The sequence below is a fragment of the Mycoplasmopsis gallinacea genome (genome assembly GCF_012220205.1).
In the GTDB taxonomy this organism is placed as follows: Bacteria; Bacillota_I; Bacilli_A; order Mycoplasmatales; family Metamycoplasmataceae; genus Mycoplasmopsis; species Mycoplasmopsis gallinacea_A.
Map to the genome: position 1 here is coordinate 306391 of NZ_CP047225.1, position 19535 is coordinate 325925.

Below are 19535 nucleotides of genomic sequence, written 5' to 3' on the forward strand. Positions count from 1 at the left end.
GAGTAATTAATGAGAACATGGATAAAGAAGAATAAGATTAATTAAAAAGTGAATATCCTTATTTTCAAGGTATATTCACTTTTTAATTAATATTAGTTATAAAAAATCTCCTACTATAAGTAGGAGAATCTAAATTATTTGTAAGGAATAACGTGAATGTGAGTGTGAAACACTGTTTGATCAGCACTAGCACCTGTATTTATTAAGATTTTAAATCCTGTTTTACCTTTGTCTAATACTTCTTTTTTAGCAAGTTCTCTTGCTTTTAAAATAGCATAAACAAAATCATCATCTGAAGTTTCTAAAAGGTTAGGTTTTTCAATTTTAGGAACTACTAAAAAGTGACCTTCAGTCGATGGGAAAGCATCTAAAAATGCTATTACACGATCATCTTCGTAAATAATATTAGCAGGAATTTCACGGTTAATTATTTTAGTAAATACTGAAGCCATAACTTTTTTCCTTATTTAATGAAAGATAAATTACCTAATGTTTCTTTAATTGTGTCGTTTTTGATTTCTAAAACATTTCCTAATTTAACAAAAGCCTCTTGAGCAACTCCATAAAGAGTATTATCACTTAAAGCAAGTAAAAGCTCAAGTTTTGTAAGGTCAGAAGCATATACTGTGTTATCAAATGAAAGAATTGAAGTTGTTTTATCACCTTCGGTTACATCTTTTTTAACAGGTACAATTTGGTTTAAGTAAACTACGTTAATTGTGCTTCCGTCATTTGAAGCAGCAATTGGAGTAGCAAGTGTTTCGTTTTGATCAACTGTAACAATTTTGTTATTGCTAAAATCATAAAAACCACTTGTATTAATTGTTGATTGTTTCAAATCACTTACTGTGTAGTTAAGAACTGCATTCACTTTTGAAGAATCCACAAGTCCTAAATATCCGCCTAATTTTAATTCAAAGCTATTTTGTGAGTTAAATAATAAATCGACAGAAACTTTGTTTTGGTTAACTGAAGAATTTAAAGTAAGGTTTAAGTAATCTGAAACATTTGAAATAGTTCTAGCGCTATTTGCGAAAATATCATCTGAAGAAGAACTTTTGTAATTTCAAACTTGAGCAACCTTTTTGTTTAACACATATGAAATAAGGTTAAATTGATCGTGTTGAAAATTTTCTTTGTTTGTTTCAAAGCTGTTATTAACTTTTTTAAGTTGTTCATCTGAACTAATTTGGAAGTATTTTAACACTAAAATTAGCTTATTTACTTGTTGATCAATGTTTGTTGAATTGTTGTTAAAAATAATTTTAAATTGCTCTTTATTAACATTTGAATTTGATAATCTAAGTGAATTTAAAGCTTCATTTTCTGCAGCTGTAAAAATTCCATCGGCATTTCAACTATTAATTTGTTCATATAAATAATATGGGTTAGAGATGTTGTTATAAGAAACTGTAGCTTTGTAAGCTAAAAAAGCGTCATTAAGGTATTGGTCATTTTTTGTTAAATCATCACTTGTGTTATAAATTGATTGAAGTGTTGATTTAAGTCAAAAGCTTTCCATTACTTTTTTAATTGATTCGTTTTTGAATTTTGCATCTTGTTCAACTTTTGCTGTAGTATCCTCAGTTCTTCCACAAGAAGCAAGAGCTATTGCGGGAACGGTTGCTAAAGCAAGAGGAGCAAGTTTGTTTCTGAATGAAAATGCCATTAATTACCTACTTTCATTTTTGATTTAATAACGCTTGAAATTGTGTCAATTGCTGATAATTCACTGTAATTTGAATTAGTTAAGTTATAAGCAATTTTGATAATTCCATCTTTAACCACAAAGTTATAATTGCTTTGGTTGGCAAGTGAAGTTGAGATGAATTTTGAAGTTTCTACTAAGGAGTTAATGAAGTTTTTGTTTTTATCAACAAGAAGAATTGAATTGTTTTTGTTTTGAAGTTCAGCGATATCATCTTGGGTGTAATTTGCATTTGAAGTTGAAGAATATGGATTTTTCTCTTTTTTAAGTCTTTCAATGAAATCTGCTTCCTTAAGAGTTGTTGCAATAATTTGGTTTTTGTTTTGAGTGCTTGTAAGTTTAGAAACTATATCAAAGTATGATTTATTTCCATTAGCAATGTTTTTTAAATCTTCATGTACGTAGTATTTAAGATTATCTAATGAATCAATGGTTGTGGTTCTAACAAGCTTAATCCCTTTATCTGTAAGAACTAATTTAGCATCAGCAAATTCATCTACTCTATAAACAAATGATTGGAAGTTTTCTGCATTTAACTCAATATTGAAAGTTTTATTAAATGTGCTTAAAATGTATTCGTTTCATTGCGCAGCAGATAAGTTTTTGATGTAACTTTCAATTTCTCTGTTAATTAACTCGATTTTACTTGCAGCTTGATTTTTATCGGTGATGGTTTTAGCTTCTTCAATTAATTTAGCAATTTTTTGATTAATTTCCTCGTTAACAGTTGGCAGTGTGTAAAGGTTAGCAAGTGAAACTGAAGGTAATTTGTTTGTATCTTTTTCAAAAACTTGATCAGAAATCATAGCTAAAGCTGTTTTCACATCTGAAGAAATAATGCTTGAGTAAGATTGAATTCCATTTGTACCAAGATTATTATTTGAAGAAAGAGTTAAAGCTTTAAGGAATGTTTCGTATTGAGTTTTAGCTTTTTTACCTGCTTCTGAACTATTTGCAAGGTATTGCTCAGCTTTTTTGAAACCTTTAAGTACGTCTAAGTTATTTACGATTTCAAAACCATTTGCATTATCACTTGAATCAATGATTGCAACTTTGTTTAAGTTAATTAATTGAGTTTTCGCTTCATCACTAAATGTTCATGGAAGATCCAAGTTAGCATTATAAACCCCAGGTAATAAAACTTCAGTGTTAATTACAAGTGTGTTGTTATTGAAAAATTCTTCTAAGTATGCATCAGCAGACGTTCTTGATTCAATAAATGATTTAGTTAAGAAAGTAGTTACCTTACCATTTTCACCAACGAAGTAGTTTGTGTTTTCTTTAAGTCATGGGAAAGGATTGTCCCCTTTTTGCACAAGAACTTTAGCTTGTCCATTAGCATCTTTAATTTGATTTCCTGAAGCATCCTTTGCATAAACTGTTTTATTAGCAATTCTTTGAACTTCTGATTTATCAAGTGTAGTTACTGCAACTTTAAAACTGTTTTTAGCAATATCTTCAATTTCTTTAAAAGTTAAATATTCAACTGCTTCAGTTTCTGTATTGCTTTTTCCATAGTTATCAGTTTGAATAGTTTTGATAAATTGACTATTTCAATTTTCGTATCCATAAACTTTTTTGAAGTTGCTAATTAAATCGCTAATGATTTTTTGTTTTGTGTTTCTAATTTCGCTAATGCTTTTAAGGGCAATTCCTGTGTTAGCACTTTTTCCACTTGGAAGAGAAGCATTATAAAGTTCTTGATACTGCACTGAAGCTGCTGCTTCTTTTTCATATCAGTAATAAATTGCTTGCTTGTAAAGATTTTCAAGTTCTTCTGCAGTTGTAACCTTTTTATCATTTAAAAGTGCCATTGTTTGATCAACTGTTAAATTTGCTGTTTTATTACCATTGAAAGTTGCTACTGATGTATTTCCAGCAAGAGCTTGGTTGTAAGTTACGCTAGTTACGTTAACAGCAAGCGGAACAACAATAGCTGTTACCACACCCACACCTAAAACTGCAAGGGCAGCAATGGTGCCCTTGTTTCTTCTTTTTTGAGATGTGCTAATTTGTTTTTTTGAGTCGTGGTTAGAATTTTTTTCAGCTAATCTTTCAAAAAAAGATTTTTGTCTTTTTGCCATATTACTCCTTATCTTTTAATATTTATAAATATTAAATAGTTAATTTAAATTATACTAAAAATGTAATTTTTTGTATTTGTGTAATATTAAAATATAATTTAAGCTATGAAAGAAAATAATGGAATTAAAGCTTTATTAAAATTTGACCAAATTGCAAGAAGCTTGCATTTTACTTACTCACTTTTAGGTCATACCAAAAGTGATTTAAAGTCTAAAAACATCAACTTAAATAAGCTTGATGTTGCTATTGTATTTAATGATTTTATTAAGCTTAAAATGCACTACAAGGGCCAAATTTTGCTTGATCAAGAAAGTAGTGTAACTTCTCCATTTTATTACTTTTACTACCTAAATGTAAGGATTTACCTAAATTTATTAATTCCTTCAAATGAGTTAATTTTTGAAAGTAAAAAAATAGAGTCTTTAAAAAACTCTTTTAACAAAAAATTTAACAAAATGAATATTTCAAATTTATATGATGCAATTTATAGTGATGAGCCAGATGTTTGAATTTTTATTTATTTGGACAACGAAACTTCGAAGTTAGAAATGGCTAAGTTTTCAAATATTAACCCAAGTTATTATAGTATTTTTGAATATAGCCCAGGAATTAACTTTCCTTACTTTAAAAAACTTGAAAAGTTATAAAAAAAGCAGCTCCCTATTTTCACCTTTCGGCTATCGTCGGCACTAAGAGGCTTAACTACTGAGTTCGGAATGGTATCAGGTGATCCCTCTTGCTATCGCTACTAGTGAAATTATTATAACACCATTTTTCTAAAACTCAAAATATTTTTTCAAAAAATTTTTCTATTTATTCACATTAAAAATTTGCTGTTTCTTTTTAAGCATTATTATTTAACACAAAGGACACAAAAAATCATGCTTTTAAACTTTGTGCATGATTTTTTAATTTTAAAATTTCTGGAAACTCAAAAAGCAATAGCAAGCAAATACAACCAAAAGTTATAAAAAAAAGCAGCTCCCTATTTTCACCTTTCGGCTATCGTCGGCACTAAGAGGCTTAACTACTGAGTTCGGAATGGTATCAGGTGATCCCTCTTGCTATCGCTACTAGTGAAATTATTATAACACCATTTTTAAAAAACAAAAATATTTTTCTTTATAATTTTATTATGTTTAAAAATAAAGTACAAGAATTGTGTTTGCAAAATAATTGAGATTTTACTCTTTTCGAAAAATATGTAAGCTTAATTGAAGAGAAAAATAAGGTAATGAATCTTACTGGTTTTTCTGGTGATAGATTATGGCAAGAAGGGATTTATGAATCTTTAGTTTTTATGAATGCTATAACCAAGCACTCTTGTAATGGAGTTATTTTAGATATTGGAGCTGGTGCAGGGTTTCCGTCTATTCCTTATGTTTTAACCAAACCTAATAATAAAATAGTGATTTATGAACCGCTTAAAAAAAGGGTGGATTTTTTAAATTTAGTAATTCAGGAGCTAAATTTAGATAACTGAGTAAGTATACAAATTAAAAGGGTTGAAGAAGAAGAGCAAAAAAATATTTTTGACATCGTAACTGCAAGAGCAGTTAGTGATGTGCGTTCATTACTTATGGCTGCTTTTCATACAGTTAAACTGGATGGTAAAATGAGCTTAATTAAAGGTAAAAATTTAGCTAAAGAAGTTGAACAAGCACAAGATATTTTAAAAATGCTTAAATACGAAATAAATATTTTTGATCTTAAAATAGATGGTGTGGATAAAGAAAATAAAGTTATTGAGATAACTAAAAAAAGATCTACACCAAAGCAATTCCCTTTTAAATGAAAAGATATAGTAAAAAACAAAAAATAATAAAGGATAAAAATGATTGAACTTGAAGTTAAATATAAAGAAAGAATTGATAAATACATTGCAAATAACACCGATTTATCAAGAAGTGATATTAAACAGTTAATTGAGCAAAGAGCAGTTTATATCAATGAAACAAATGTAATTAAACCTAAATATATTGTTAGAGAAGGTCAAATTATTAAAATTGTGAAATTGCTTGATAAAGAAATAAAAATTGAACCCCAAGAAATGGAGCTTAACATTGTTTATCAAGATGAACATTTAATTGTTCTTAATAAACCTTCTGGTTTAATTGTGCACCCAGCTCCAGGTCATTATGAAAAGACATTAGTAAATGGTCTTTTATACCATTTTAAAAACAATTTATCTAATGAAAATGGACTTTTACGTCCTGGAATTGTGCATAGAATTGATAAAGATACTAGTGGCCTTTTACTTGTTGCGAAAACAAATGAAGCACACAAAAAACTTGCTGAAAAATTTGTCACTCACGATATTAAAAGAAGCTATGTTGCAATTGTAGATGGCGTGTTAACGGATAAAAAACTTAAGTTAAACTTACCAATTGGTAGAGACGTAAAAGATCGTCAAAAAATGACAATTACACATCAAAATTCAAAAGAAGCAATCACTCATGTGGAACTTCTAAAAACCTTTTACATTGATAAAATGCCTAAATCCTTAGTTAAATGTGAATTAGAAACTGGTAGAACTCACCAAATTAGAGTTCATATGGCTTATGTAAAAAACCCAGTTTATGGAGATGAAGTATATGGAAAAAAAGTTGATGATTTCGGTCAAAGACTTCATGCATATAAATTAGATTTTATGCATCCATTCACAGGCGAACAAATGACTTTTTATGCAATGCCACCAGCAGAATTTAATGTTTCAGGATTCGATTTTTCTGAACTTGTAAAAGTAAAGAACTCTATATAATATAGATATCCTAAATTAAAAGGAGAAAAGAATGATTAATTCTAAAGATTTAATAAGTAAATTTCAAAAAGTATCTCATCTTTGAGATGCTAAAACCAAAAAAGTCTTTCGTTACTTTATTTTTGGATTTATTTTTGTTTTATTTGCATGATTTGCATTACAACTTTCTTTAACAATCTTAATATTTGTAGAGCAAGATGTATTATTTCAACAATTAAAAACATCTAATACTAATTTCTCAGATTCAGAGATAAGAACAATTGTTAATTCACAGAAAGCACATACATTAATTAAAGCAATTTTAAACTTAGCTTTATGCTCTTATTTTGTGTTTAGAACAATTACTTGTTATAAAGAAAAGAGTTTTGCTAATTTATCTACTTTTGTTGTTCTTTTTGTGTTTATTTCATCAATTTACTCAATATCAACCTTCTTTTACACATTATTAAAAGGTGGGTATGATGGTGTTGGAACATCAAGTGTTAATAGAACTATTTTAGCTATTTACATCTTAGAACTTATTCTTTCAATTGGATCAGTTTATTTAGCTTTAAATATCATGAGAATTATTAATGTTTTTAGATACGTTAGATTCCAAGAAGCTGCACAAGAACTTACAAAAATCTTTAATGCAAGCGCCGGAAACACAATTTTTGATAATTCAAACGCAACATCTAATCCATTTACAGGATTTAAAAATGAAAATACAGCAACCAACAATTTTAATGCTGAACAAACAAACGAAGAACAAAACAAAAAAGACGAAATTATTAAGAAATTATTTGATTTACCTAATGATAAACTTTACGAAATTGCTGAAAAAATGCATATCTTTGGATACAAAGACATGGATAAAGAAACATTAGTAAATACAATTTACAATTATTCAAAACAAAGTCAAAAAGAAGAAAAATAATAGAGTGTTAAGCTCTATTATTTTTTATGCGTTTAAATCCTTCACTAATCATTTCCAAGTTAATCTCTCATAAAAACGAATATACCTATAATTAAGGTGTATTTGTTTTTGAATACTTTAAATTACATACATAGGTTGCTAAATATTTATAAAAAATACCATATTCTAAAACTAGAACATGGTATTTTGCAAATAATAAATTATTTTGAAGCGTTTAAAGCAAGTTGAACAAGTGTTTTAACCATTACACCTGTAGGTCTTCCACCAATATCTGCTGTTCCAGCAACATCAAGGTGAATGTATTCTACACCTTCTGTGAATTCTTTTAAGAACATAGCAGCTGATGAGCTTCCTCCACCAATTCCTGATAAGTCTGTGTTTTTAAGATCAGCAACGATTGAGTTTTTGATTTCTTTTCCAAAAGCTTCATCTAAAGGCATTCTTCAAACAAGTTCTTTTTGTGTATCTGCTGCACCTTTAAGATCTTCTCAAGCCTTTTCTGTTGTAGCTCAAACTCCTGTGTATGTTTGACCTAAAGCAACTAAAATAGCACCTGTAAGTGTTGCAACATCAACTAAACGTGTAGCTTTAAGGTTTCTTACAGCATATGTAAGTCCATCAGCCATAACAAGTCTTCCTTCAGCATCTGTGTTGTTAATTTCAACAGTTTTTCCATTCATTGATGTTCAAACTGAATCAGGTAATGAAGCATCACCATTTACACGGTTATCTGTGATACACATAACTGCAGCAACGTTTGTTTTTGGTTTAAGTTGCGCAATAGCTTTTAAAGCACTAGCAACAAAAGCTGAACCAGACATATCAAATTTCATTCCTAACATGCTTCTTGATGGTTTAAGGCTGTATCCACCTGAGTCAAATGTAATTCCCTTTCCAACATAAACAGTTTTTTCTTCTGATTCAGGATTTCCATTATATTCAATAACAACTACTCTTGGTTCATACATACTTCCACGGTTTACTGAAAGTAATAATCCCATTTTTAATTCTTCAATAGCTTTTTTATCTAAAATAGTAACTTTTAAGTTGTCATATTGCTCAAGATCTTTTCTAACTTGTTCTGCAAGTCATTCTGAATTACAAATGTTTGGAGGTGTTACTTGTAAGTTTCTTGCGAAATTTACTGATTCTGAAAGAACTGTAGCTTCCTTGAAAGCTTCTGCAAATTTTTCTTCTGGTTGAGATGAAAGAAGTGAAACTGAGTGTTTTTCTTCTTTTTTGTTTGTTTTAGCTGAGTAAATATCAGCATTTACATAGTTGTAAGCGTGTGTCATTGCTTTAACAACACAAGGAATACATACTTTACCTTTAACAAATGAATCAAGATCAACTTGAACATCTCTTACAAGAGAAGAGAAAAATGATTTAGCAAAATTAAATACTGATTTATAGTCATATTTATCTTCTTCACCCATGTATACTAAAATTTCATTTTGAGCAAAATATTCTGTAGCTGCTCCGTTTTTTTCAAGTAATGTTTTAGGGTATTCATCACCTTTGAAAACAGCTTTTACAAGCATAGATTCGTTACGTTGCGAATCGATTTTTTTAATCATTTTCTAAATATCCTTTCAATTTTTAGTTTTATAAATTTATTTTACTATTTTTGTTAAATAATGCTTATTTTTTTATAAAAAAAGAAGCAAGTAACGCTTCTTAAAATTAACTTATTTTCTTTTCATTGTTGGGAAAAGTAAAACGTCTCTAATTGATTCTTTCTCGGTTAAAAGCATTGTTAAACGGTCAATTCCAATTCCACATCCACCTGTTGGAGGCATTCCGTATTCAAGAGCTTCAACGAAATCTCAGTCAATATCACTAGCTTCATCATTTCCGTTGTTTTTCTCTTCTAATTGAGCTTCAAAACGCTCAAGTTGATCAATTGGATCTGAAAGCTCTGTATACATATTTGCATATTCTTTAGTGTTGATGAATAATTCAGCTCTTTCTGTGAATCTTGGATCTTGTCCTTTAGCTGTAAGTGGTGAAATTTCAATTGGATGCCCATAAACAAATGTAGGTTGAATTAATGTTTCTTCAATTAAAACTTCAAAAAGTTCATTAATAATGTGTCCTAATTGGTGGAATTTTTGAATTTTTACACCGTGTTTTTTAGCAACTTCTACAGCTTCTTCTAAAGAAATTTCCCTAAAGTTTTTACCTGTTGCATTTGAAACTGCATCAACCATATCAATACGATTAAATGGTTTAGTTAAATCAATTTCTACACCTTTGTTAAGAACTTTTTCTTTTCCTAATTTTTTAGCAAGTCTTTTGAAAAGTTCTTCAGTTCTTTGCATCATACCTTCTAAATTTGAGTATGCTTCATAAAACTCGATTGAAGTAAATTCAGGGTTGTGAGTTGTATCAATTCCTTCGTTTCTAAAAATTCTTCCAATTTCATAAACACGATCAATTCCACCTACAAGTAATTTTTTAAGAGGAATTTCAGTTGCAATTCTAAGCACAAATTCTTGGTCTAAAGCATTGTGGTGTGTTTTAAATGGTCTAGCACTAGCTCCTGAAAGATAATCGTGTAAGAAAGGAGTTTCAACTTCCATGTATTCAAGTTCATCAAAATATCTTCTAATTTCGCTAATGATTTTAGTTCTTGTTCAGAAAACATTTTTTGATTCTTCATTAACAATTAAATCAACATATCTGTGACGGTATCTTTCTTCAATATCTGTAAGCCCGTGGAATTTATCCGGAAGAGGTTTTAAAGCTTTAGTTAATAACTTGATATTACTTGCTTTTACAGTTACTTCACCTGTGTGTGTTTTCATACCTGTTCCTTCAACATAAACAATGTCTCCAAGGTCAAATGAATCAACAATTTTAGCTAATTCTGGGTGTGCTTTTTTGTTAAAGTAAACTTGGATTTTTCCATGATAATCTTGAAGTAAAATGAAAGGTCCACGCATTGTTAAAATACGACCTGTAAGGTTTACTTGTTGTTGTTTTTCTTCTAATTCTTCTTTCGAAAAACTTTCAAATTTGCTTTTAATTTCATCTGAGTATGAAAGTGGCTTTAAACTATCAGCTTTAGCAAAAGCTTCTACATTATTTTCTTTGTAAAAATTGAGTTTATTACGTCTTACTAACTCTTGTTCACTAAATTTTTGTTGTGACATTTTAGTACCTCTATTTAATTCTAAAATTTTCTTTTTATCATATAAAATGTAAATTCTTTTTTAATTATATTTGATTTCTTTAATAATATTCAAAATTCAAAAAAGAAATTATTTTATAAAAATTGGAAAAGTGACGCGCAAGTTAAGTGTCAAAAAAATAACAATGCTTTTTTAATGTTTAAATTATAAAAAAATTAGAGCTAAAAATGAATAAATACTGACAAAGGTAAAATCAAAATTGCAAGCCCTTGTGGCTTGTTTTCTTATAAATTTTGAAGTTCTTTTGCTTCTTTTCTCCGAAAGAAAAGAAGGCCTGTGCGGCAGCGCAATCTTTGAATCTGTAACAAAAGATAGACATAGAACAATACAGCGATAAACTGACATTACACATCAAATGGGCTTCAACCACAAAAATCTAGTTTAGCGCTTAAATACCAAGCTTTCTTTTATTGCTATTAATTTGAATTTTGAAGTTCTTTTGCTTCTTTTCTCCGAAAGAAAAGAAGAGAAGGCCGCGTGCCAACGCAATTAATGTATTTGTAACAAAAGACTGTCATTACAAGACTATTCTTATTTAAACTGATATTTACACAAAAAATAGTTTTTCTTCACATAAATTTGGTTTAGGTCATCATTCTTGAACTTAGCATTTATTGATATTAATTTTAATTTTCTATTGCTAATATTCTTTTGTATTCATCGATTTGTTCTTTGATTCAAAACACGTATTCTTGTGTGAGTGAATTGAAACTTTTACCCTTCGGAATAAATCTTCTAATGTATCTATGAGCATTTTCAATTGAACCTTTTTGATACGAAGCATAAGGTTTACATTTAAATAACTTTTTCTTACCTACCACTTTATGAAGAAGTGTGTTTTCACTACCGTTATCTACTGTTAAGGTTTTTATTTCGAGATTGTATTTTCTTATTAACATCCTTAATGCTTTGTTAATTGATTTTGCATCTCTTTTTGTTAAAGCAATGTATAACTCTCTAGTTTTACGATCTAAAAGTGTGAAAAGAACAAACTTATCTTCTCTTTTACCAACTACTGTATCAGCTTCAAAATGACCTTTTTCTAATCTTAAATTTGCTTCTTTAGGTCTATATTTTACGTCTCTAGCGTGTATCAATGACCTTTTACCTTGCTTTAATGTAGTTTTTGTATAACCACCTCTTGATAAATATAAAAGCGGGTCAAAAGAAAGTTTTATTCTTTGTTGCTTTAGAGCTTTGTAAACTGTGCTAAATGTAGGACAAAAAGCATTTTGATTTGTTTGTTTAAACGAGTTAATCATAAACTTAACAGACATTTTACATTTAATGTTTTTAGAGTTTTTGCTTGCTTTTTTTCTTAATTCTTTAGTTACATCGTTTCAATATTTCTTAAAGTGACTTCACTTATTTTTTTGTGATTCTGACACTATCATTAACCTTTTGGTTTTATAACTAAGCAAATGATTTGATAGTTTTCTGAACGAGAGAAATTTAGTTATAAAAATTTTAGATCCGCAAATTTTGCAAATAACTTTATTTTTTAGGCTTTTATGATAGTCATTTTTTTCAATCATTATTTCCATTTTTTGCTTAACCGTTCTAGATTGATAACCAAAATATTTCGCCGCTTTTGATACTGAATTCAACAATAGAACTTTCAAAATAATTTCCCACATTAAGAGTATAGATATTTGTTTATCTCTAAGCAACCTTTTAGACGAAACATTTGAGTGAAGACGTTTTATCTCATCATCAGATTCTTTGATGATGAAGTGACGGAAGTTTTCAGCATTATTTTTTACACAAATAATATTTTGTTTAGATAAATCTATTAATTTTTTCATATAATAAAAATGTGTCCTTTCTATTTAGCATTATTATTTTACACAATGGACACAAAAAAGTCACACGCATTAAATTTGCGTGTGACTTTTCTAATTTATAAAGAAATTATTTTATTATAACTAATAATATTTATCACTAATTATTAGTTAGTGCAAATCTCATAATTAAGTTATATTTTTATCAAAAAACACCTAATAATGCTGTTTTTCTACGCTAAAAGGAAATTTGTTATATCATTATTAATAACAAAGGATTTTATGAATTTATCAAAAGAACAAGTCAGCATTATAGAAAAATTAAAACAAGGTTTGAACTTAAAAATTAATGCGGTAGCAGGAAGCGGGAAAACCACAACTATATTAAGAATTGCAGATAATTTCAAAGACAAAAAAATCTTGTTTTTTACTTATAACCGTAGATTAATGGAGGAAACGCAAGAAAGAGCAAATCTTCAGGGTCTTTATAATTTAGATATTTTTACAATTCACTCATTTTGTAATCAAAAATATGGTGAAAAAGCAAATACTGATGATGGACTTATTTCGGTTATTAAAAAAGATAAACAACCATTACGTAATACTGATATAAATTATGATTTTATTGTTGTAGACGAAGCTCAAGATCTTAATTTTGTTTACTTTTTCTTTATCAAAAAAGTAATGGCAGAAAATCAAAATAAAGATTATCAAATTGTTATTCTTGGTGATGATAAGCAATGTATTTATGGATTTTTAGGTGCTGATCCTAGGTATTTAACTCTTGCTGATAGAGTTTTTCAAAATAACCACCCTTGAGACGAAGCTGAACTTAGTAAAAGTTTTAGATTAAATAAAAACTTTACTGATTTTATTAATGTTTTCTTTTACAAAAATAAAAACATAATTGAAGGTGTGGCTAAAAACGAAAATAATGAAAAAATCAGATATTACTTTGCTAACTATGAAAAAGAAGTCCGTCAACTTAGCAATATTATCATTAATAAAATTCTAGAATATGGAGCTGAAAACGTCTTAATCCTATCTCCTAGTGTCGAAAAGAGTTCTAAGATCCAAAATATTACCAATACAATTTCAGAGATTGTTCGTCAAGAAGGATTAGATGAAATCCATTTTCACTTAACAAAAAATGAAGATGATTTAAACAAAGGCGATGAGTTTTTAAAAAATAAAGTTTTAGTTTCAACTTATAACCAAGCTAAAGGGATTGAAAGAGATGTAGTTTTTGTCTTTGGTTTTGATAGAAGCTACTACAAATATTATGCTAAAAATGAAAGACAAGATACACCTCAAAATATTCTTTACGTTGCTTGCACAAGGGCAAAAAAGGAAACTTGATTAGTTCATGATGTACAAAATAAGTTTTTTAAATGAATTGATTCAAATAAAGTTGTAAACAGACAAGATTTAGTAGAGTTTCAAAATACTAAAGAGCTTTTTGAAGTTATTAAATTAGAATCATATGAAGAAGAAATAGAAGAAGATACTACTAATTTTGGAGCAGTTGATCTTGTAAAGTTTTTAGATTATAAGCTTGAAAACTTTATTAAAAGTAAAATTGTTATTCAAAAATATGAAAGCTTAGCCAAAGAAATTAATACTGATTTTTTTAAGAACATTACAAGCCAAATTACAGTTTCTAGAAACAAAGTTTATACAGAAGATGTATCTTCAATTAATGGTGCTTTAGTAACTGTTAATGCGATGATTAAAAAGAACAAAGAAGAGTTTTTTGATAGACTTGCAAAAAGTATTAAAACTGTTATTTCAGCTACTAATCCAAGAGATAAGGTGAATTTCAGCAAGGAAGAAATTAAGCAAATTTACGAATGTTGCCAAAAAATCAGTCTTAATAAAGAGTTGAATCCACAATGACTTTTATATGTAACAAACGCCTTAATGACAGTTCAATCCAAAAATGTAGCAATTTTTAGACAAATTGCATATAGTGATTGCACATGAATGGAAAGCAGAAGTCTTGTTTACTTAGATAAATTATTTAACAGAATTTTTAATAATAATCTCGAAAATATTGAATTTGAGGTTGAAAAGAGAGCTAAAGTATTTAAAAATGGACTTGATCGATACATCATTGGATTTATTGATGCTATTGATGATCAAAATAAAATTGTTTATGAATTTAAATTTGTCAATGATGTTCAAAATGATCACTTTAAACAACTTGCGGTTTATAAATATTTATTATTAAAAACCGATTATGAAAAGTATAAAGATTATAAATTTGTGCTTTATAACATTAAAAACAACTTTGCTTATGAATTATTAACAAGTGAAGAAGATATTGATTTAATTGTTGATTTAATGCTTGAAAATAAGATTAAAGAAAATAGAAACGATGAAATTAATGATGCTGCATTTATTGAAAAAGCAAACTCTACAGAAAACATAGACTTATTGCTTAATGACTTAAATAAAAATATCAGCTTAATCAATATGCATTTAAAAAATCTTCAAACCGAATCTTTAGTATTTTTAGGCAATGAAGAATTTGAGCGAAAAACTAATGAATCAATATCGTTGGAAGAAACGGATAAAAAACAATATGTGATTTTTGATTTTGAGACCTGATCACGGCAAACACCTGTCCAAATTGGAATTTTAGTTACTGACGGAAAACAGGTTTTAAAACATGAAAGTCACTACATTAATAGCGATGGAGGGCAAATTAATCCTAACGCTAAAAAAGCAGCAAATGTTGAATATTTAAAAGTATATTTAGCAGATCCTTTTCCTAAAGTTTGAGAAAAAATCAAGCATTATTTTAATGGATATTATATTTGCGTAGCTCACAATGCAAGTTATGATGTAGATGTATTAAAAAAAGTTTTTGAAAGATATGAAATTATAGGTGATCCATTTTTATATGTAGATAGTCTAGCTTATGCAAAAAATCATTTAAAACTTACTTCTTATAAACAAGAAGTGTTAGCAGGGTATTTTGGGATTCAATACAATGCTCACAATGCAAATGATGATGTGGCCTGCCTTTTTCAGATTCTACAACAACTGGATTTTTTCAAAAACACTCAAAAGCACATAATTAAACAATTTAATCAAAAAAGCAAATAGATCTAAATCTATTTGCTTTTAATTTGCATTAATTTGATCTTTTTCAAAAAGTTTAATACCTTGCAGTTGTGCTTTGTAGTAAATATTTTGGAATGAAATCACTAAAGCTAAAATAACAATTATTGGTATTAAAGCAGCTTCTAAAACCCATGAAACAAACCCTCATATTGACACGCCGATTAATGCCAAAGAAATTAAAAGTAGTGAAAATAATAAGAATTTAAGCAATTTTTTTGTTTTTTCTATATCCATTCTCTCCCCTTTTAGATATGAAAATTTTATGCAAAATACTGTTTTGAAATTATTATTCCTTTTTTTAATTATAAATGTTTTATATACTATTATTATGAAAATTTTTAAAACTGAAGCAACTAAAAATTGGAAAAGTGACGCGCAAGTTAAGTGTCAAAAAAATAACAATGCTTTTTTAATGTTTAAATTATAAAAAAATTAGAGCTAAAAATGAATAAATACTGACAAAGGTAAAATCAAAATTGCAAGCCCTTGTGGCTTGTTTTCTTATAAATTTTGAAGTTCTTTTGCTTCTTTTCTCCGAAAGAAAAGAAGGCCTGTGCGGCAGCGCAATCTTTGAATCTGTAACAAAAGATAGACATAGAACAATACAGCGATAAACTGACATTACACATCAAATGGGCTTCAACCACAAAAATCTAGTTTAGCGCTTAAATACCAAGCTTTCTTTTATTGCTATTAATTTGAATTTTGAAGTTCTTTTGCTTCTTTTCTCCGAAAGAAAAGAAGAGAAGGCCGCGTGCCAACGCAATTAATGTATTTGTAACAAAAGACTGTCATTACAAGACTATTCTTATTTAAACTGATATTTACACAAAAAATAGTTTTTCTTCACATAAATTTGGTTTAGGTCATCATTCTTGAACTTAGCATTTATTGATATTAATTTTAATTTTCTATTGCTAATATTCTTTTGTATTCATCGATTTGTTCTTTGATTCAAAACACGTATTCTTGTGTGAGTGAATTGAAACTTTTACCCTTCGGAATAAATCTTCTAATGTATCTATGAGCATTTTCAATTGAACCTTTTTGATACGAAGCATAAGGTTTACATTTAAATAACTTTTTCTTACCTACCACTTTATGAAGAAGTGTGTTTTCACTACCGTTATCTACTGTTAAGGTTTTTATTTCGAGATTGTATTTTCTTATTAACATCCTTAATGCTTTGTTAATTGATTTTGCATCTCTTTTTGTTAAAGCAATGTATAACTCTCTAGTTTTACGATCTAAAAGTGTGAAAAGAACAAACTTATCTTCTCTTTTACCAACTACTGTATCAGCTTCAAAATGACCTTTTTCTAATCTTAAATTTGCTTCTTTAGGTCTATATTTTACGTCTCTAGCGTGTATCAATGACCTTTTACCTTGCTTTAATGTAGTTTTTGTATAACCACCTCTTGATAAATATAAAAGCGGGTCAAAAGAAAGTTTTATTCTTTGTTGCTTTAGAGCTTTGTAAACTGTGCTAAATGTAGGACAAAAAGCATTTTGATTTGTTTGTTTAAACGAGTTAATCATAAACTTAACAGACATTTTACATTTAATGTTTTTAGAGTTTTTGCTTGCTTTTTTTCTTAATTCTTTAGTTACATCGTTTCAATATTTCTTAAAGTGACTTCACTTATTTTTTTGTGATTCTGACACTATCATTAACCTTTTGGTTTTATAACTAAGCAAATGATTTGATAGTTTTCTGAACGAGAGAAATTTAGTTATAAAAATTTTAGATCCGCAAATTTTGCAAATAACTTTATTTTTTAGGCTTTTATGATAGTCATTTTTTTCAATCATTATTTCCATTTTTTGCTTAACCGTTCTAGATTGATAACCAAAATATTTCGCCGCTTTTGATACTGAATTCAACAATAGAACTTTCAAAATAATTTCCCACATTAAGAGTATAGATATTTGTTTATCTCTAAGCAACCTTTTAGACGAAACATTTGAGTGAAGACGTTTTATCTCATCATCAGATTCTTTGATGATGAAGTGACGGAAGTTTTCAGCATTATTTTTTACACAAATAATATTTTGTTTAGATAAATCTATTAATTTTTTCATATAATAAAAATGTGTCCTTTCTATTTAGCATTATTATTTTACACAATGGACACAAAAAAGTCACACGCATTAAATTTGCGTGTGACTTTTCTAATTTATAAAACTGAAGCAACTTCACCTTATGTGACATTAAGTATTGAAGAATTATTAGTCAATGACCCAGAAATGACTGGTGATATTTTATATTTATATCAACACGATAACGCTGTTATTATCGGAAGAAATCAAAATGCTTATGAAGAAATTAAGCGTGACTATGTAGAAGCAAACAAAATTGAATTAGCTCGCAGATTAAGTGGAGGGGGAGCTGTTTACCAAGATATGGGTAATATTTGCTTTTCTTTTATTACCGATTATGATAAAAAAGGTGGTTATGAAAGATTTTTAACCCCAATTATTGGTTATTTAAATTCACTTGGTTTAAATGCTGAATTTAAAGGAAGAAATGATTTATTATGCAATGGTTACAAAATTAGCGGTAACTCACAATTTATCCGTGGAAATCGGATTGTTTCACATGGAACCTTACTTTTTGATGTTGATTTGACTAAGCTTGCAAATGCACTTAATCCTTCTAAATTAAAAATTCAATCAAAAGGAATTCAATCAGTGCGTCAAAGAGTAACAAATATAGCTAAAGAGCTTAATTATTCACTTACTGAAAAAGAATTTATTGATAAGTTAATTGAATTTTTTGTGAAAAATTATGGCGCAAAATATGAAGAGTTACCAATGAGCAAATATCAAGATGAGCTTGATAAACTTGCTAAATATAGAGCATCTGAAGAATGAATTTACAACAAAAACATACCTTTTGAAGCAACTAATGAATCTAAATTTACTAATGGAATTTTAAAAGTAAAATTCAATGTCAAAGATGGGCTTTTAGACGAAGTGAAATTCGAAGGTGACTTTTTAGCCAAAAAAGACATTGATGATATTATGGATAAATTCAAAGGAATTTCATTTAAAAAAGAAGAACTTGATAAAGTTCTTTCATCAATTGATTTAGAAATGTATTTTGGTGGAATTAGCAAGGAAGAAATTTTAAGCTTATTTTTAGGATAATAATGAACGGATACTTAGAATATTTAGGTATAAAGGTTGAATTTTATTATGAAAAAGAAGAAGCAAATAAGCCAATTCTTCTTTTTATTCATGGTTTTGGAGATTCTATGAAAACCTTCCTTTTTCCTTATAAAAATATTGATCGTAAATTCAGAATTGCAGCAATTAATTTCCCAAATGAAAATAACTCTGATATATCTTGAAAATTAGAAGATTATGCACAAATAGTTAAAGCATTTTACAATGAGCACTTTGCAAATGAATCAGTAGTATATATAGCTTCGCATTCTTTGGGTTCATATTGTGCTCTTATGCTTAATCAAAAAGAAAATGTTAAAAAAACTTTTTTATTCAGTCCATTTAACCCTTTCTTACTTGAAAATAGGGATGTAAGTGTTTTTAGAACTTGATTAGAGCCGCAAAATTTAGAGCAACTTAGGCAGTCTTATCTCCACTTTTTTTATGACAAGAACAATCCGTTAATTGTAAAAACAATTAGTTTATTAAAAGATAGAGATTGAAGTAAAAGAACAAAAGTGCTTGGAAAAATGATTAACGATCAAATTTTAAATGAAAATTTCCTTAAAGAAAATGTATTTGACTTATTTAAAAAAGGAAAAGATATTTTTATTATCAGTGGAAACGAAGATGAGTATACAAAAAAAGAAGGGATTATCAAGATTTCTAATGAATTCAGCATACCTTTAACTCTTTTTGAAAATAAAGGGCATGCTATCTTTTTCGAAGCTAAAAATGAGTGTTTAAACTTTATTAATGAACATATTAAGTAATATTTATTTTTCACAAATTT

15 protein-coding genes and 2 rRNA genes are annotated in these 19535 nt (G+C 28.2%); 7 read left to right on the top strand and 10 right to left on the bottom strand.

Going from position 1 to position 19535, the window contains the following annotated elements; genetic code table 4:
• Positions 1-134: 134 nt before the first annotated feature.
• From hinT to GOQ20_RS01155, 3 genes are read right to left on the bottom strand one after another with little or no spacing between them, the layout of a single operon-like run.
• Positions 135-452, bottom strand: coding sequence for a histidine triad protein HinT (hinT, locus tag GOQ20_RS01145; RefSeq protein ID WP_167845079.1), 318 nt, complete (start codon positions 450-452; stop codon positions 135-137).
• Between the two features lie 11 nt (positions 453-463).
• Positions 464-1669: a HinT-interacting membrane complex lipoprotein P60 gene (locus GOQ20_RS01150; RefSeq protein ID WP_167845080.1), complete on the bottom strand. Its 1206-nt coding sequence runs from the start codon at positions 1667-1669 to the stop codon at positions 464-466.
• Positions 1669-3792: a HinT-interacting membrane complex protein P80 gene (locus GOQ20_RS01155; protein ID WP_167845081.1), complete on the bottom strand. Its 2124-nt coding sequence runs from the start codon at positions 3790-3792 to the stop codon at positions 1669-1671. The genes GOQ20_RS01150 and GOQ20_RS01155 overlap by 1 nt, the downstream gene beginning before the upstream one ends.
• Before the next feature lie 105 nt (positions 3793-3897).
• On the opposite strand from GOQ20_RS01155, the gene GOQ20_RS01160 reads away from it, so the two are divergent.
• Positions 3898-4440 carry a hypothetical protein gene (locus GOQ20_RS01160; protein ID WP_167845082.1) on the top strand — a complete coding sequence of 181 codons (543 nt, stop codon included), beginning with the start codon at positions 3898-3900 and terminating at the stop codon, positions 4438-4440.
• On the opposite strand, the gene rrf (GOQ20_RS01165) is transcribed toward GOQ20_RS01160, so the two are convergent.
• Positions 4441-4546: ribosomal RNA gene (gene rrf / locus GOQ20_RS01165) — 5S ribosomal RNA — on the bottom strand. It abuts the gene before it with no gap.
• 219 nt (positions 4547-4765) lie between these two features.
• Positions 4766-4871, bottom strand: a 5S ribosomal RNA gene (gene rrf, locus GOQ20_RS01170).
• A 57-nt stretch (positions 4872-4928) separates the two neighbouring features.
• On the opposite strand from rrf (GOQ20_RS01170), the gene rsmG reads away from it, so the two are divergent.
• Genes rsmG through GOQ20_RS01185 form a run of 3 tightly spaced genes read left to right on the top strand, consistent with a single transcriptional unit; the run spans position 4929 to position 7470 of the window.
• Positions 4929-5615: a 16S rRNA (guanine(527)-N(7))-methyltransferase RsmG gene (gene rsmG / locus GOQ20_RS01175; protein ID WP_167845083.1), complete on the top strand. Its 687-nt coding sequence runs from the start codon at positions 4929-4931 to the stop codon at positions 5613-5615.
• A 12-nt stretch (positions 5616-5627) separates the two neighbouring features.
• Complete coding sequence (locus GOQ20_RS01180) at positions 5628-6554, top strand: RluA family pseudouridine synthase (protein WP_167845084.1); 927 nt, start codon at positions 5628-5630, stop codon at positions 6552-6554.
• A gap of 31 nt (positions 6555-6585) precedes the next feature.
• Positions 6586-7470: a hypothetical protein gene (locus GOQ20_RS01185; protein ID WP_167845085.1), complete on the top strand. Its 885-nt coding sequence runs from the start codon at positions 6586-6588 to the stop codon at positions 7468-7470.
• 200 nt (positions 7471-7670) lie between these two features.
• On the opposite strand, the gene GOQ20_RS01190 is transcribed toward GOQ20_RS01185, so the two are convergent.
• The 3 genes from GOQ20_RS01190 to GOQ20_RS01200 form a co-directional block, all read right to left on the bottom strand.
• Positions 7671-9047 (bottom strand): M17 family metallopeptidase, encoded by a 1377-nt coding sequence (locus GOQ20_RS01190; RefSeq protein WP_167845086.1) that lies wholly within the window; start codon positions 9045-9047, stop codon positions 7671-7673.
• 111 nt (positions 9048-9158) lie between these two features.
• Positions 9159-10625 (bottom strand): lysine--tRNA ligase, encoded by a 1467-nt coding sequence (lysS, locus tag GOQ20_RS01195; RefSeq protein ID WP_167845087.1) that lies wholly within the window; start codon positions 10623-10625, stop codon positions 9159-9161.
• A gap of 665 nt (positions 10626-11290) precedes the next feature.
• Complete coding sequence (locus tag GOQ20_RS01200) at positions 11291-12469, bottom strand: IS30 family transposase (protein WP_167845067.1); 1179 nt, start codon at positions 12467-12469, stop codon at positions 11291-11293.
• A 258-nt stretch (positions 12470-12727) separates the two neighbouring features.
• Here GOQ20_RS01200 and GOQ20_RS01205 point away from each other — a divergent pair, with 258 nt between their 5' ends.
• Positions 12728-15556, top strand: a complete 2829-nt coding sequence (locus GOQ20_RS01205; protein ID WP_167845088.1) for a UvrD-helicase domain-containing protein — start codon at positions 12728-12730, stop codon at positions 15554-15556.
• 18 nt (positions 15557-15574) lie between these two features.
• Here the strand turns inward: GOQ20_RS01205 and GOQ20_RS01210 are convergent, their stop codons facing one another.
• Together GOQ20_RS01210 and GOQ20_RS01215 are read right to left on the bottom strand one after the other, a co-directional pair.
• Positions 15575-15808, bottom strand: coding sequence for a hypothetical protein (locus GOQ20_RS01210; protein ID WP_167845089.1), 234 nt, complete (start codon positions 15806-15808; stop codon positions 15575-15577).
• Between the two features lie 669 nt (positions 15809-16477).
• Positions 16478-17656, bottom strand: coding sequence for an IS30 family transposase (locus GOQ20_RS01215; protein WP_167845067.1), 1179 nt, complete (start codon positions 17654-17656; stop codon positions 16478-16480).
• 45 nt (positions 17657-17701) lie between these two features.
• Between GOQ20_RS01215 and GOQ20_RS01220 the strand changes: the two genes are divergently transcribed.
• On the top strand, positions 17702-18724 hold the full coding sequence (locus GOQ20_RS01220) for a lipoate--protein ligase (protein WP_167845090.1): 1023 nt from the start codon (positions 17702-17704) through the stop codon (positions 18722-18724).
• Positions 18725-18726: 2 nt separating this feature from the next.
• On the top strand, positions 18727-19515 hold the full coding sequence (locus tag GOQ20_RS01225) for an alpha/beta fold hydrolase (protein WP_167845091.1): 789 nt from the start codon (positions 18727-18729) through the stop codon (positions 19513-19515).
• Positions 19516-19535: the final 20 nt, after the last annotated feature.